Raw genomic sequence first — 15,730 nt, forward strand, 5'->3', positions numbered from 1 at the left:
TAAAAATAGTTTTTGCCAGCTTGAGCCGGAAAAACTATTTTTACAGTGCTTCTTTATCCCTTGAGTGCTCCCATACGGACGCCCTCCAGGAAGTAGCGCTGGAAGATCAGGAAGAAGATAATCATGGGGAGGGCCGCCAGGGCCGCGCCAGCGAAGATGATGCCATAGTCTGTGGAGAACTCGCCTTGCAGGCCAGCCACGCCAACCGGCAAGGTATAGGCGGAACTATCATTGAGCACGATCAGCGGCCAGAGGAAGTCATTCCAGTGGCGCACAAAGGTGAAGATAGCCAGCGCGCCAATGGCAGGCCTGGAGAGCGGCAGGATAACATGCCAGAAGACGCCCGGCTCCCCACAGCCATCGATGCGCGCCGCATCCATCAACTCTGAGGGCAGCGTCTGAATATACTGGCGCATCAGAAAGATGCCGAAGACGCTGGCAAAGCCAGGAAGAATCACCGCCCAGAGCGTGTTGAGCAGGTGCAGGTTACGTGTCACGAGATACATTGGCACCAATGTCACATACGTTGGCACCATCATGGTCGCAATAACAACCCAGAAGAGCACATTGCGCCCCGGAAAACGCTTCTTGGCAAAGGCATAGCCCGCCAGTGTATCAAAGAAAATGTGGAAGAGTGTGACACATAGCGCAACAGCGATACTATTGCGCGCCCAGATCCAGTAATCGCTCGCCTGGTTCAATAGACGCTGAAAATTCGAGAAGTCTGCATGCAATGGTACGACATCAGGCGGCGTTTTCAAGACAAAGGTGGTCGGCGTTAGGGCGGTCACGAAGAGCCAGTACATGGGCCAGAGCGAGATACAGGTCGTGATTGCCAGAACCAGCCAGGCAAGCCCCTTCGATGGGTGCCAGAGACGAATACGCGCAGCCTGTGGACGCGAAGAAACCGATTTGCTTGCCATTATCAATACTCCACATCAGATCTGAGAAAGCGGAATTGGACCAGCGCGACCGCCGCGATCATCAAGAAGAGGACAAAGGCCTGCGCCGAGGCCAGGCCATAGCGAAACTGCTGGAAGCCGTTCTGGTAAATCTGCGTCACGATGACCTGCGCACTATCGCCGACGCCAGCGGGAACCATCACAAAGACCTTCTCAAAGACCTCAAAGCTGGCAATGGTATAGAGCACCACCAGGTACAGGGTAGTAGGCCTGATCAGAGGTAGGGTAATATGCCACCAGCGACGCAGGGGACCCGCGCCATCCAGCATGGCGGCCTCATAGTACTCCGTGGGAATACTCCCCATCGCCGCATTAAAAAGCACCACGCCCGTTGCCGGTACGGTCAAGACGGTTGAGAGTGTAATGCTATTGAGCACAATGTTGGGATCTGACAGCCAGCGCACAGCGGCAAGGTGGAACGCGCCCAGGATATAGTTGAGGAAGCCGTACTCGCTGTTATAGATCCAGCGCCAGGTGATGGCGATAATGACTACGCTGGTAACGGCGGGCAGATAGAACGCCGAGAGAAAGAAGGTGCGCCAGGGCTTGCTGCGCCCCTGAATGAGGCTGGAGAGGATCAGCGCAATCAGAATATTGGCGGTGACCGTGATCACAGTATAGTAGAGTGTATTCTTGATCGCCTGGCCAAAGACGCCACCCTCCGTCGTAAAGGCGTGCACATAATTGCTCAAGCCCGCCCACTTGCCATTCCAGATAAAGGTATAATCATAGCTTTGAAAGGAGATAAGCAGTGCCCAAAGCACGGGCGCGAGCGTAAAGATAGCAAAAACGAGCATACTGGGAAAGATAAAGGCATATCCCCACCCATATGCTTTGAAGAAACGCCTGAGGCTGGCAACGACGCCGCGTTGCCGCTGACCAGCCTGCTTTTCAAGTGCGATATGTGACATAGGTCTCTTCCTAGATATTGACGCTATAGCGAGTGATGTGCCTGAAGCCGCGCACCTGCGGCGCTGGCTTCAGTTGATGGTATGGTACAGGTGGGCGGCCAATGGCTGCCACCTGTACCATACCATCAACTTGTAAAGTGTTTAGCCGTTGAGCAGTGAATTTACCTCGCTGGCGGGATTGTTGAGCGCGTCTTTGGCTGAGACCTTGCCCAGGACCGCCTTCTGGATCTGATCGTGCAGGATCGTGCGAATCTGCGGCCACTGCGCGATGATCGGGGTAATGTAGGTATAAGGCACAAACGGCTTGAACAGAGCGATAGGATCGCTCACTTCGACCGATTTACGCGCGCCAGGGGCCAGGTAGTAGCCAGTAATATCGTGACCCACCTGCGAGCTTGTCAGGTAGCGCGCCAGGTCCATGGCGGCCTTAAGCTTATTATCATCCTGCAGGTTCGTCACCGAGATCAGGCCAATGCCTCCGGTCGTAAGTGGTTTGCCGCTCATGCCAATAGGCATCGACTTGACTGTAAAGTTCATTCCCAGGGCTTTATAGGTCGCGGAGGAACCACTGGGCTCACTATACATCGCGTAGTTCTTCTTCTGGCTAAAGCCGGTGACCATGTCAGTGGTGGTTTGCGTACCAAAGTCAGGAGGCGTGACCTTATACTTCAACGCCAGGTCCATCAGCTTTTGCAGGCCGCTCACGCCTTCCGGGGTATTAAAGGTATACTGTTTGTTATCTTTGCTCAGCGGATAGGCCCCATCCCCCATAATAAAGGGCCAGGTATTGACGACGCCGGCGTCAATGACGCCGCTATAGCCATATACCTGCTGGCCATTGGAGCGTTTGAAGGTGAGGCGTTTGGCGATATCCACAAACTCCTCATAGGTCCAATCATCCTTGGGAACATCGACGCCTCGCTCTTTAAAAATATCCAGGTTGAGATACATGCCCACAGGCGGCACCCAGAGCGGCCAGGAGTAGCGTTTACCATCGGTCGAGACCGCGTCAAGAAGATTAGAGGCGATATCGCTCTTATCGTCCGCCGTGAGAAAGTCATCGATTGGCGCGACCGACCCCGCACGCACCAGGGTTGGCAGGACATCGGATGGCAGGCGAAATACATCTACGGTACTGCCTCCCTGCACCGCTTGTGTCAGCTTAGTGAAGCCACTCTGATCGCCTGTATAACCTGTAATCGTCACCCCCTTCAGGTTCTTGTGAGCCTTTTTATAGGCGGCGACTGCGGCATCGGTCAGTTTACCCGTCTGGTTACCACCATTGGGCGAATAGCCAAGCACCCAATAGCGTAAGGAAACATCACTTGTTTGATTCCCCGACCCCGAATCCCCCCCACACGCGGCGAGCAGTGCGCTCAGCACACTGGCACTTACAGCAACTTTGCTGCCCTCAACAAGCAATTGACGACGCGTAATCGAGCTACTCATCCTTGTACTCCTCATCTTATCAGGCCCAGGCAGCCGTATTCATGAGAGATGATGTGCAGGTACACGAACCGGCAGGTTGAGCCTTACACTACAGGCCAACGTATTACACTCTGCAGGCCACAGGCGTTGACCCTCAACAAGCCCTTTCCCTCCAGGTAGGCGCTCCAACGAGCCACCACGCAACTCGCACGCGATGTCCACAGGCAGCGGCGCCCGCGTTCTCCAGTATCAGTTATGTTCGATAGACAAACATGCTCACCTCATGCATAAAAAATAACAGGTGGTAGGCGAAGCTATTGAAGGGTGCAGAGACAGGAGGAGAAGATACTAAGAGAGATCGCCTGGCAAAGGGTAAGAGGGAATTTGTGCGCATATATAAATATATATACAATATGATCACTTGCAAAAAGTGAGGCTTCTTCTTACTCACAACGCCAGGAGTGCGAAAGAACATTTGCAATTGGGAAAGTGCATGGGTTTATTTTAACATTAATAGGACAGCGTATGCAATATGGACCTGCACTTAAATAGAAGTGTTGGCTGGCAGGTCACTCTCAATGAGGTGCCAATAAGCGGCAGAGGTAGAGTACACAAGCATAGACCACTATTTTCTTCCTATACGGAAGAACAGAGCAGCATATACCATCGTTCCTATGCTACAATAGCAACTGCAGGCGATTATATGAAGTAGGCATGGAGCAATGGCACGCATCGATTATTATAATGATCCTCAAGCCCCCAGACCCAATAGCCTGGTGCCCGCGGCATCAGCGATTATCTGTGATCAGCAGGGCCGCATTTTACTCCATCGGCGCAGCGATAATAATCTCTGGGCACTGCCCGGCGGCGCGATGGAACCAGGCGAGTCTATTGGCAAGACAGTAGTACGCGAGGTGCGGGAAGAGACGGGCTTACATGTCCAACCAGAGCGGATTGTGGGTATCTACTCGGATCCGCGCCACATCATTGCCTTTAGCGATGGGGAGGTCAGACAACAGTTCTCGGTCTGCTTTGCCTGTATGCTCCTTGGTGGCAAGTTACGCGTCAGCGCGGAGTCATTCGAGGTCGCGTTCTTCTTCCCCTGCGAGATAGAGTACCTGAGCATGCATCCCTCTATTCGCCTGCGCATTCATCACTTTCTTGAGCAACGCACACAACCCTACTTCTCCTAGCGTCGGTTGGCAAACAGGGACGCAAGCAGGCCCGTCGCGCTCCCCCAGACCAGGTGGGCGGCGATCATCATCAGGTTACGCCGTCCAGGTTCGCGGTAGGCTGACGCTACCAGTCCCAGCGCGGGCAGGAGTCCAAGGTAGCTTGCGGCCCAGACAAGCAGGCCAAAGCCGCCTCCCTTTGCCAGCGAGGGTCCGGGCATATAGCGCTCGACAGGTCTATAGAACAGGCCCATAGCAGTTCCAAAGCCGAAATGAGATACAAGCGTCGCCAGCAAGACCTGGCGCTTGCTGAGCCGCCAATGGAGGTGCGCTCGACGCGCCAGGTCTTGTATGATGATCTCGGGTGGCAGATCGTAGCGCTGCCCATGCGGCAAGAAGCGTTGTGTAAGCAGCATAAACAGCGTCATTGGCGCAGTCGCTACACATCCGGCAACGGCATCCTTGATCCACGATGGATACTCCTGGGCATCGGCCTCGCGCACAAGTGTCGACATAGCATCTCTCCTTCTTGAACGGCTCCATCCTTCTGCAAGCCCTTTTCCTTTCACACGTTAGAGCGCGCGAATTCGTGGCTAGCTCGTTTATTATTGTTTGCTTGACGCTACGCATTTCTAGATGCTACACTCAGGGGCAAGTTATCCAAACAGGACCTCTTATTTTGCCTGCATAAAGGATGCTGCCATGTCTACACACAAAGAAGTATTTTTGACTACAGCACAACAGGGTTCGTTATCATCCACCACTCCTCATCCTCCAGAGCAGCTTGATGCGCGCTATGAGTATTACCGCGAGATCTTTAAAACGCAAAGAAAGCCCTTTGCCTTTGTGGATCTTGACCTCTTACAGCAGAACGTCGAGCGCATCGCCACCCAGGCAGGAGGGAAGCATATTCGCCTGGCATCAAAGTCTATCCGCAGCACCGCTATTCTGCGCCGCATCCTGGAGGCCAATTCATGCTTTCAGGGCATTATGTGTTTTACCGCGCGTGAGGCTGCCTTCCTGGCGGAACAGGGCTTCGATGACCTGCTGCTGGGCTATCCCACCTGGAACGAGGAGGATCTCGCCGAGATTGCCCGCGTCAATGCCCAGGGGAAACGCGCCGTTTTGATGGTCGATAGCCTGGAGCAGATCGCGCAGGTGGAGCGCGTCGCGCAACAATTCGCCGTACGCCTGCCGCTCTGCCTGGATATTGATATGTCTCTCCCCCTGCCAGGGCTGCACTTCGGCGTCTGGCGCTCACCCCTGCGCACCGTCGCGGATGTGCGTCCACTGGTTGAGCATATCCAGGGCTCAGAGCATATCTTGCTCAATGGCATCATGGGCTACGAGGCACAGATCGCGGGAGTAGGCGACGCCTTCGCAGGTCAGCGCGCAAAAAATACCCTCGTCCGCCTGCTCAAACGGCGCTCGCTCCCAGACATTGCACGCAGGCGAGCAGAGATAGTGCGCTACATTCAAGAGGAGGCGGGACTTCCACTACGCGTCGTCAATGGCGGCGGGACCGGAAGCGTACACACTACCCGCACAGAGACAGCAGTCACCGAAATAACGGTTGGCTCAGGCTTCTACTCCCCCACCCTCTTTGATAACTACCAGGCGTTTCGCTATCAGCCCGCGCTTGGCTACGCCATCGAGATCGTCCGCCGACCTCAGCCCCAAATCTATACCTGCCAGGGAGGAGGCTACACGGCCTCCGGCGCGGTCGGACTCGATAAACAACCTCAGCCCTATCTGCCCGAGGGAGCCAGGCTGGACCCCATGGAGGGCGCGGGCGAGGTACAGACACCTGTTCACTACAAGGGAGCGCTCGCCCTTCACCCAGGAGACCCCATCTTTATGCGCCACGCTAAGGCGGGAGAGGTCTGCGAACGCTTTACGCACCTGCTGCTGGTGCAGTCCGGCACAATCATCGACGAGGTAACTACCTATCGCGGCGACGGCAAATGCTTTTTATAAACGAGTTGTAAGAGGGAATAGATATGAGCCAGAAGAGTTTGATGGACCCAACTAGCACGGGAAGCGCGCGTAGCTGGCGCAACTGGTCGGGTTCGGTTGCCTGCACACCCCAGAACTTCGCGCGCCCAAGCACGATAGAGGAACTGCGTAAGCTTGTCCTCCAGGCAAGCACAGCAGGTGGACAGGTGCGCGTCGTCGGTGCGGGGCACTCCTTCACCCCCTCGTACAGACTAATGATACGCTTATTTCGTTGGACAACTGGCAGGGGATCGAGCATGTCGAGAAAGTGGATGAGCAACAGGACATAGTCGCTGTACGTGCAGGCACCAAGCTAAGCACGCTGGGCAAATTGCTACATGAACATGGTTTAGCTCAGGAGAACCTGGGTGATATCGACGTGCAAAGCATTGCAGGCGCCATCAGCACAGGTACGCACGGTACCGGTATTCAGTTTGGTACCATCGCGACGCAGGTCGTTGGCCTGACCCTGCTGACGGCGCAGGGAGAAGAGCTAGAATGCTCACCTGAAGAGCGCCCTGATATTTTTAAGGCCGCGCAGGTTTCGCTGGGCAGCCTGGGCATTCTCACACACGTCAAATTGCGCACCGTTCCCAGCAAGCGCCTGCACTACCGCAGCCATCGTGAATCTCTTGAAAGCTGCCTGGAGCACCTGGAGAGCTACAAACAGGAAAATAGCCACTTCGAATTTTACTGGCTCCCGCATACAAAGTGGGTTCAGACCAAGTTTGCCAATGAAACGGAGGCCGCGCCCAACGCTGGGAGTCTCTGGAGCACGATTAACCAGGTCGCGCTGGAGAATGGCCTCTACTGGCTGCTCTCGGAGGCCTGTCTCCTCTTCCCTCGCCTGACACCTACTATTAGCCGCATCTCCGCCATGGGTATCTCCCCCGTAGACGAAGTTGACTACAGTCATTTGATCTTTGCCACCCCGCGCTGGGTGCGCTTCCAGGAGATGGAATACAACATTCCCGCCGAGCACTTCACCACCGTCCTCGCCGAGGTAAAGCGCTGCATTGAGAAACACAACTTTGAGGTCCATTTCCCCATTGAATGCCGCTTTGTGCAGGGTGATGATATCTGGCTCAGCCCAGCCTACCAGCGTGATTCCGCCTATATCGCCGTGCATATGTATCGGGGAATGCGCTACAAAGACTATTTCCAGGCCGTCGAGGAAATTTATCAACACTACCAGGGGCGTCCCCACTGGGGCAAGATGCACACTCTCACAGCGGAGCAGTTGGCGCGCCTCTACCCTCGCTGGGAGGACTTCAAGCGCATCCGGGCGCAGCTTGATCCCCAGGGACTCTTCCTCAACGACTACCTACGTGTCCTGTTTGGCGTGCCAGCGGCGTCCGTTTAAGAGCGGAGGGATGTACTGAAAGATCATGCATGATCTTTCAGTACATCCCTCCGCTCCCCTCTCCCCGCACGCCCCATTGTGCTTTCACGCTCAATGAGCCGGAAAGGGATATACACATGCTCTGGTGGTACATCACGTGTGCCCTCGATACGCCCCAGCAGGAAATCGACCGCCGTCTCACCAATCAGTTTCTTATCGGGCGAGATGGTCGTCAGCGCTGGAAAGGCATAGCGCCCCTCCTCGATATCATCAAAGCCGATGACCGCGACATCCTCGGGCACGCGCAACCCCATGTCATAGAGGGCACGTAGGGCTCCCAGCGCCATCAAGTCATTGAAGCAAAAAATGGCGTCCACGGCTACGCCATCAGCGAACAGACGACGTATAGCGCTATAGCCACTCTCGCGATCATAAAAGGCTTCGGTTGTGGTAATCAGTTGCCTATCAGAGGCGATGCCAGCCTCCTGTAAGGCTTGCAGGTAGCCACGCAGGCGTAGTTTGGACGTTTCCGTCTGGTCCGGGATATCGATGCGCAGACCAATAGCGGCGATACGCCTGTAACCCAGGCGCAAAAGGTGGCAGGTGGCTTCATAAGCCGCGGCAACGTTATCAATCGCCACGTGATCATGGGGGACATCGAGGAAGCGCTCGCCCAGCAGCACCACGGGCGTCTCAACCAGGCCAGGTTGCAGATCCTCCTGCTCAAGCGCCAGGGGACTTAAGATCACCCCATCTAAGAGCTGCGGGCGCCATCCATTGATGACCATCCGCTCATTGGCGCGTTCCCCCCAGTCGTATCCACCAGGACAGTATACGCCTGGCGCCCCGCAGCCAGGATAATAGTATTGCTGACCTCTGCAAAATAGGGGTTTAAGAGTTCAGGGATAGCCAGGCCAATCACACCTACACGTCCCTTGCGCAGATAGCGTGCCGAGAGGTTGGGCTGGTAGTTTAGCTCCTTGAGCGCCTCTTCAACCCGCTCGCGCTTCTCATCAGTGACATACACCCGCCCATGAATCACATTGGAAACCGTTTTTATAGAAACTCCAGCGCGTAATGCGACATCTTTGAGCGTCGTTGGCACGTGTTTCTTATTCCTTTTCCCAGAACTCCATGAAATACAACGTCAAACAACTATACCATGAAAAATTTATGATCGTCAATGCAAACGTCAAAATATATTGACAATGGTAAATTTTATATGGTACAGTTCTTTACAACGTTGTAATCGCGATTACAACGTTGTAAAAAGTGGAGTTACAAGAAATCTGACAGGCGAATTCACGAATCAACGTAGATTTTTAGAGGTACCGAGGTGCCAACGCTGGTGAGAGTCTCTTCTTCTGGCCTTTTATTGTTGCTCATATGCAATTACAACGTCAATCACCTGCTTATATCCTCGATCCTATTCACGCAGATTCAACTGGGAGTGTAAGTTACAGAGAGGCCTGCCATGCTTGTAACCGTGTGGCGCTGACACAGCTTTTTCAGAGGAGTATCACACAAAGGAAGGATCACTCAATGGTCTCTGAGCAGCGTACATTTACGACGGGTTCTGAACCAGAACAGGCGTCGCGCATTAGCCGTCGAGGCTTCCTCGGGCGCGCGGCCGCTCTCGGTCTGGGAACCACGGCCCTGGCTGGAATCCTCAGCTCTTGTGGCACAACCGCCTTTGGCGCGGGCAAGACGCACATTACCTACTGGCACCTCCTAGGTGGCGGTGACGGCGAGCGCATGCTTGAGATGGTGCAACAGTTCCAGCATAACCACCCCGAGGTTGACCTGGAAGCCGTCACCCTCTCCTGGGGAACCCCCTACTACACCAAGCTTGCGATGGCGGCGGCGGGCGGACGCCCACCCGATGTGAGTATTCTGCATATGTCGCGCCTACCAATGTATGCGGGAAGCGGCCTGCTTGAGCCGTTCGATACCTCCGCCCTCTCCAACAACGGCATCACACAGGATAATTTCGTGGACCCCGTCTGGCAGAAGGCGCATTACAACGGCAAACTGTATGCCGTCCCTCTTGATACCCACCCACTGGTGATGTACTACAGCACGGACGTCTGCCAGAAGGCGGGGCTACTTGACAGCAACGGCAAGCTCCTGGAATTCAAGGGCGAAGACGACGTTCTCAATGCCTTTAGCGAAGCTAAAAAAGCCTCTGGTGGCCTGGGCCTCGCCATGGGCGTGGGCGATCCCTCCACCTGCTGGCGCGTCTTCTGCGCCCTTTATGCTCAGCTCAATGGGCAGTATTTCTCAGCAGATGGCACCCAACTGACCTTTGAAGATGACAAGGCAGAGCAGGTCCTGGCCTATATCTCGAAGCTCGCCAAAGAGGTAGGTAGCACCAATATCGATTACCCGGGAGCTGTTGCGCTCTTCAGCGGCGGGAAGGCAGGCTTCCACTGGAATGGTGAGTGGGAGGTCACGACCTTCCAGGCACAGAAGATGAAATTCGACATGACGCTCTTCCCTAATGTCTTTGGTGGACAGCAGACCTGGGCCGACTCGCACTCCCTCGTCCTGCCACGCCAGGGCACGGTTGACCCAGAGCGGCGCGCGATGAGCATCAAATTTGTTAGCGAGCTTCTCAAGAGTAGCTATATCTGGGCACAGGGTGGGCACATTCCGACCTATCTCCCCGTAGCCACCAGTAGCGAATATAAGCAACTCTCGCCCCAGTCACACTACGCGGCTGAAGCCTCAAATGTGGTATACGATCCTCCAGTCTGGTTTGCTGGAGCAGCCTCAGAGCTGGAAAACCAGGCGGGCGCGGCGTTCCAGTCGGTCATCATGCAGCAAAAGACGCCCAAGCAGGGCATCCAGCAATTCCGCGCGGCCATGCTCAAGCAGTTGCAAACGCCCAAACCGTTTTAAGGACGCTCTACAGCACAGAGAGGATTCGTCATGTCAGAAATTTTGCTTGAACAACAGCCTGCCGAGCGTCTTCAGAAGGCGCAGCAGGCCAGAAGGCAGGCTCGCTGGCGCAATGAACTAACCGGCTTTGCCTTTGTCCTTCCATTCCTGCTGGCTTACGCCATCTTTCTCATCTGGCCCGTCATTCTCGGCTTCCGCATGAGCTTCTTTAACTGGAGCCTGGCGGGCACGGGCACCGACGTGTTCATGGGCTTGAGCAACTATGCTGAGGCCCTGGGCGACGCCAACTTCTGGGGTGCCCTGGGAAACACCTTCCTCTTTACCATCATTAGCACTCCTATCCTGGTGATACTGAGCCTGGGCCTGGCTTTGCTGGCGAATATGGCCATCCCGGCACGCTGGCTCTTCCGCCTGGCCTTCTTTGCTCCATATATCCTACCGGTCTCGGTGGTGGTCCTGATCTGGAACTGGCTCTACCAGCCTGGCTTCGGCCTGCTCAATAGCGTGATCACGGCCTTTGGGCTCAAAGAGGTCGCCTGGCTGTCCGATCCCAATGTGGCGATGTTCTCGGTCGTGATTGTGACGGTCTGGTGGACGCTTGGTTTTAACTTCCTGCTCTACCTGGCGGGTCTACAACAGATTCCCCAGGAGATTTATGAAGCGGCCTCAATTGATGGTGCGAACTCCAGCTCAAAGCTTTTCAGCATTACCGTTCCACTCCTGAAGAATACGACGGTTACCGTGATTATCCTCCAGGTCATTGGCTCGCTTCAGCTCTACGCGCAGGCAGCCCTGCTCACGGGTGGCGGTCCAAACTTTATGACCCGCCCCATGCTGGAATACATCTACGATTCGGCCTTCACCTCCTTCCGCGTCGGATTCGCATCGGCAATGTCGTATCTCTTCTTTATCGTTGTACTCGTCGTAACAGCCATCCAGTTTGTCGTACTGTATCGTAGGGAGGCAAAAGGTAATGAGTAGTCTGGCACCCAACCTGTCGACTCGGGGGCAGGCAGAACCCAGGAAACGTTTCTCGCTTTCGCGCACGCTCGCGCTTGTCTTGCTGACGATCATGGCACTGCTGTGGATCATTCCCCTGCTCTGGGCGGTCGATACCTCGCTGAAACCAGAGGCCGAGACCACTACAGTGCCTGTAAGCTGGCTGGCCTCGCACTTCACGGGTGACGCCTACCACAACGTCTTCAGTACAGCGGATATCTTCCGCTGGTACTTTAATAGCGCGTTTACGGCGTTGATCGCCACGGTACTGGTCATTGTCCTGGCGAGCCTGGCCGCATTTGGTCTCTCGCGCATTCGTTTTCGCGCCCGGGGTCCCCTCTTCTGGATCATTCTCGCCGGCTTGATGGTCCCCGGTCAGATCCTGATCGTGCCCCTCTTCACCGAGATGCAGCAGATGAACCTCGTCAATACCTACTGGGGCATTATCCTGCCACAGATTGCCTCTCCCCTGGCGGTATTCATCTTCAAGCAGTTCTTTGATAACATCCCACAGGAACTGGAGGAGGCAGCCATCGTTGACGGGGCCAGTCGCTTCCGCGTCTACTGGCAGATCTGGATGCCCCTGGCGCGCACCGCGATCTCGGCGGTGGCGATCATTACCTTTATCGGCGTCTGGAACAACTTCCTCTGGCCCTTCATCGTCGCCACTGGCGTTGACATGATGACGCTGCCAGTCGGCCTGGCGACGGTCCAGACCTCCTATGGCGTCCGCTACGCGCAGATCATGGCCTCGGCGGTCGCGGGCGGTCTACCGGTCCTAATCGTCTTCCTGTTCTTCCAGCGCCAGATCATTCAGGGCGTGGCTGGAACAGGCCTCAAAGGCTAAGCGCCCTCTCTCGCACCTGCGGTACGAAAGAGTAAAAGGGATGAGCATGTGGTGCTGGCAATTGCCAGCACCACATGCTCATCCCTTTTATATGTATATTGTGAGAAATTTAGCGCAAAATGCGTATTATATCCAGCATAATATGCTGATTAACCTTATGGGAACAAAACATGCACCTCTGACGTCTCTTAGAGTAGAGTTAAAGCTAGACAAATCATCTCTATACTGGCTGCTCTGCAACAGCCACACAATGTATACCGTTGTCCACACATACGGTCGTTGTATTTTTATGTCTAAAAAAGGAGCCGCAATCATGAAGGGCCGGGGAAACCAGCTACGAGGCCTAAAATTGGGGGGCCTGCTCTGCTTATTGTTGACCATTTTCCTTGTAGGCTGTGGAGGCGCGAGCACGAGCGGCGGCACAGCCAGCAGCAATACTGGTAGCACAGCAAGCTATAATACTTCCAAGCAGGCCAGCTCCAGCAATGCAAGTGGGTCTTCTACATCCAATGCGCCAACAAACTACACACCACAGTACCTCATTAAGCAACTGAATGTCACCATGGAGGCCAAAGACACAAACAGTACCGCCAATGATCTACAAAACTGGATCACGAGCACTGATACACGCGCCTTCTCTTCGGGTATGCAATACCAACTGAACGGAGATACGTATACGATTACCATTACCTTCTCCGTGCAGGCCAGCGACTATACCCAGATTCAGCGCTACCTGGTAGACTATCCTGCCAAGCACAACGGGCGCCTGCTTAGCCTCAATGAGTCGGTGCAGAACGCCACCAATGACTACATTGATACGCAGTCACGCCTCAAGAATCTGCGCGTCGAGCAGCAGCGCCTACAGGATTTGATGAAGAATGCCCAATCAATGTCGGATGTCTTGAGCATTAATTCGCAGTTGTCGGATGTCGAGGGGCAGATCGAACAGGCAGAAGGACACCTCAATGCTCTGAGCGACCAGACCACCTTCTATCCCATTTCGATCACGCTTCAACCGCCAGGAGATGGCTCCGCTACACCTACGGCCCCCAGCGGCAATAGTTGGAACGCCGGTCAAATCGCGCACGATGCCTTCCAGGCCTCGCTCCACTTCTTCCAATTCCTGGTCTCGATCCTCATCTGGCTGCTGGCCTTCAGCATCTATATTATCCCGACTCTAATCCTCATCTGGCTCTACAGGCGCTGGCGCAGGGGCAGACAGGTGACGAACTACAGACCACAAAGACTCTCTACGCCACCGCCAGCAGCGACAGTACACACGCAGCAACCTGTACCAGAGACAGTACACCCTAAAGAGGAAGAACCAGTTGCTCATGTGGAGCCTGGCGAACAGGCGGAAGAAGAAGCTCAGCCCGTAGCCAACGAAGAGGAGCTACCCATCAGCTAGCCTCCGGGCAAGAAAAAGTAGCCGCGTACGCCAGTAGCGGGTCCGCTACTGGCGTACGCGGCTACTTTTTCAGACCTCTTCACCTAAATCTCGACAGCTGCCAGGCCGTGTGCCCCGAGGATGGAGGAGATTTCTCTGACGCTCATTGCTCCAGGGTATCTAGCATCGTACGGATAAAGCCGACGCTTACTGAGAGCCAGTCGAAGGAGCGCGTCCAGGCGACCCATTCCTGCTGTGTCGGCCAGCCGGGCCGGTAACGCGCTACCATGTCGCGTGGCATGATGATCGCCCACTTGCTGCCCTCGCCCAGGGAACCCGGCGTGATCCTGACATTGAGGTTGAAGACCGTCTCTTTAGGGAGGTGCTGCTTCCAATCTGGCATGCTTTTGAGCAAGGGGTCCTGGCGCCAGGCGCTAAAAAGCGCGGGCTGGGGCTCCTTGCTCCCCTCGGCGGGTCGCAGGGTCACAACCTGTCCAACGACCACCGAGCGCTCCCACTCAGGGAAGCGCAGCCAGACCGAGTAGCGATACTCATCCAGGCCCATGGCGGAGACGAAGGGAGTATATCCATCGCGCGCGAGGCGACGCTGGGTATCGCTCTGCCAGAGCGCCACCATCGCGTCGAGGCGTTTCTTCTTTTCCTGTTCACTCGCTCCGGCAAGCGAGCCACTATTCACGGGATATGGTGTTGAAGCTGTCATATCTTATCCTCTTTTGCGCGAGCACATCAGTGGACCCACGCTCATTCTTGTCAGCAAGCCAGGTAGCTGCGTATCCTTCACTATACAACACGAGGCTGGGCAGACGGAAAATAGCGTTCTAACCAGGTCAGCAGGTCCGCCGTTAAGGGGGCGGTAAAGGTCATGACACGATTATCGACATAATGGCGTAGCATCAGACTGCGCGCGTGCAGAAACTGGCGACCAAGCACGAGATCGGAGGGCTGGGGTTCGCGATATACCGGATCACCCACGATAGCCTGGCCTAAGGCCGCCAGGTGCGCCCGGATCTGGTGCGTGCGACCCGTCACGGGTCGGACTTCGAGCAGCGAGCGCGACGCCTCATGCGCCAGCACACGTACCTGGGTACGCGCCTCCTGTCCGCCCTCAATTACGACACAGCGCCGGCGATCATCGGGGTCGCGCCAAAGGGGGCCATCAATCAGAAACTCAGTATCGGGCGCAAGCTCCTGAATGAAAGAGGTAGGGAAGTGTGCGAGCACCTGTCCATTGTGAGGGAAAGCGACACTCAGGGGAGCGCGTGGCCGTGTCCAATCTGGCGAGCCTGGCTCGACGACCGCCAGGTAGCTTTTGACTATGGTATGATCATGAAATTGATGAACCAGATGCGTGCGCGAACTCTCCGTGCGTGCCAGGGCCACCACGCCCGAGGTATCTTTGTCCAGGCGATGCACCAGGCAGGGGTGTGGGAGCAGGCCTTCTTCTTGCAGGAATTGGGCACGCCGCCGCTCGCGCAGCATATTCTGAATCTCCAGAGGGGCACGCGCCCAGGCGGGATCGTCCGCGAGTTCTGGTGGATTCCACTGCTCGGGCTCCTGCGCTGCCAGGTGACGCAGCAGAGCATCCCACATCGTACCCCCATCAGTATGCTTGTAAGTGGGGTGAATGACCATGCCTGCCGGTTTATTGACGATCAGGAGATAATGGTCTTGATAAAGAATAGTAATGCCCATCTCTTCCATGTTAGGCAGTATAGGGATTGAAGTCGCCAACGTCAATAATCCTTTCGACTGGACAATGGTCCTA

Annotated in this window: 12 protein-coding genes and 2 pseudogenes; 7 read left to right on the forward strand and 7 right to left on the reverse strand. The window is 55.4% G+C overall.

What is annotated here, in order from left to right:
* Positions 1–53 precede the first annotated feature (53 nt).
* The 3 genes from JMJ04_RS42220 to JMJ04_RS42230 all read right to left on the reverse strand — a co-directional run bounded on the left by JMJ04_RS42220 (position 54) and on the right by JMJ04_RS42230 (position 3,322).
* Positions 54–923, reverse strand: a complete 870-nt coding sequence (locus JMJ04_RS42220) for a carbohydrate ABC transporter permease (RefSeq protein WP_201376405.1) — start codon at positions 921–923, stop codon at positions 54–56.
* A 2-nt stretch (positions 924–925) separates the two neighbouring features.
* Positions 926–1,873 carry a carbohydrate ABC transporter permease gene (locus JMJ04_RS42225; RefSeq protein WP_201376406.1) on the reverse strand — a complete coding sequence of 316 codons (948 nt, stop codon included), beginning with the start codon at positions 1,871–1,873 and terminating at the stop codon, positions 926–928.
* Positions 1,874–2,014: 141 nt separating this feature from the next.
* Positions 2,015–3,322 carry an extracellular solute-binding protein gene (locus JMJ04_RS42230; protein WP_201376407.1) on the reverse strand — a complete coding sequence of 436 codons (1,308 nt, stop codon included), beginning with the start codon at positions 3,320–3,322 and terminating at the stop codon, positions 2,015–2,017.
* A 701-nt stretch (positions 3,323–4,023) separates the two neighbouring features.
* Between JMJ04_RS42230 and JMJ04_RS42235 the strand changes: the two genes are divergently transcribed.
* Entirely contained in the window at positions 4,024–4,494 is a 471-nt protein-coding gene (locus JMJ04_RS42235; RefSeq protein ID WP_201376408.1) for an NUDIX domain-containing protein, read from the forward strand.
* Here JMJ04_RS42235 and JMJ04_RS42240 read toward each other — a convergent pair.
* Positions 4,491–4,988, reverse strand: a complete 498-nt coding sequence (locus JMJ04_RS42240) for a DUF6789 family protein (protein ID WP_201376409.1) — start codon at positions 4,986–4,988, stop codon at positions 4,491–4,493. The two genes, JMJ04_RS42235 and JMJ04_RS42240, sit on opposite strands and share 4 nt — an antisense overlap.
* A gap of 121 nt (positions 4,989–5,109) precedes the next feature.
* Between JMJ04_RS42240 and JMJ04_RS42245 the strand changes: the two genes are divergently transcribed.
* Both JMJ04_RS42245 and JMJ04_RS42255 read left to right on the forward strand, forming a co-directional pair.
* Positions 5,110–6,450, forward strand: coding sequence for an amino acid deaminase/aldolase (locus tag JMJ04_RS42245; RefSeq protein ID WP_201376410.1), 1,341 nt, complete (start codon positions 5,110–5,112; stop codon positions 6,448–6,450).
* A 23-nt stretch (positions 6,451–6,473) separates the two neighbouring features.
* Positions 6,474–7,831: pseudogene (locus tag JMJ04_RS42255) on the forward strand (D-arabinono-1,4-lactone oxidase).
* Between the two features lie 23 nt (positions 7,832–7,854).
* On the opposite strand, the pseudogene JMJ04_RS42260 reads toward JMJ04_RS42255, so the two are convergent.
* A pseudogene (locus JMJ04_RS42260) lies at positions 7,855–8,915 on the reverse strand (LacI family DNA-binding transcriptional regulator).
* 437 nt (positions 8,916–9,352) lie between these two features.
* Here JMJ04_RS42260 and JMJ04_RS42265 point away from each other — a divergent pair.
* The 4 genes from JMJ04_RS42265 to JMJ04_RS42280 all read left to right on the forward strand — a co-directional run bounded on the left by JMJ04_RS42265 (position 9,353) and on the right by JMJ04_RS42280 (position 13,965).
* Positions 9,353–10,711, forward strand: coding sequence for an extracellular solute-binding protein (locus JMJ04_RS42265; RefSeq protein WP_201376413.1), 1,359 nt, complete (start codon positions 9,353–9,355; stop codon positions 10,709–10,711).
* A gap of 30 nt (positions 10,712–10,741) precedes the next feature.
* Complete coding sequence (locus tag JMJ04_RS42270) at positions 10,742–11,692, forward strand: carbohydrate ABC transporter permease (RefSeq protein WP_201376414.1); 951 nt, start codon at positions 10,742–10,744, stop codon at positions 11,690–11,692.
* Positions 11,685–12,557 (forward strand): carbohydrate ABC transporter permease, encoded by an 873-nt coding sequence (locus JMJ04_RS42275; protein WP_201376415.1) that lies wholly within the window; start codon positions 11,685–11,687, stop codon positions 12,555–12,557. Before JMJ04_RS42270 ends, JMJ04_RS42275 begins: the two co-directional genes overlap by 8 nt.
* 313 nt (positions 12,558–12,870) lie before the next feature.
* Positions 12,871–13,965 carry a DUF4349 domain-containing protein gene (locus JMJ04_RS42280; RefSeq protein WP_201376416.1) on the forward strand — a complete coding sequence of 365 codons (1,095 nt, stop codon included), beginning with the start codon at positions 12,871–12,873 and terminating at the stop codon, positions 13,963–13,965.
* A 142-nt stretch (positions 13,966–14,107) separates the two neighbouring features.
* Here JMJ04_RS42280 and JMJ04_RS42285 read toward each other — a convergent pair whose 3' ends face one another.
* Both JMJ04_RS42285 and JMJ04_RS42290 read right to left on the reverse strand, forming a co-directional pair.
* The gene (locus JMJ04_RS42285) at positions 14,108–14,665 is read right to left on the reverse strand and encodes a hypothetical protein (protein WP_201376417.1); all 558 of its coding nucleotides are present in this window, start codon (positions 14,663–14,665) and stop codon (positions 14,108–14,110) included.
* 80 nt (positions 14,666–14,745) lie between these two features.
* Positions 14,746–15,696: an RluA family pseudouridine synthase gene (locus tag JMJ04_RS42290; protein WP_201376418.1), complete on the reverse strand. Its 951-nt coding sequence runs from the start codon at positions 15,694–15,696 to the stop codon at positions 14,746–14,748.
* Between the last annotated feature and the right edge of the window lie 34 nt (positions 15,697–15,730).

Source organism: Ktedonobacter robiniae (assembly GCF_016587375.1).
GTDB lineage: Bacteria > Chloroflexota > Ktedonobacteria > Ktedonobacterales > Ktedonobacteraceae > Ktedonobacter > Ktedonobacter robiniae.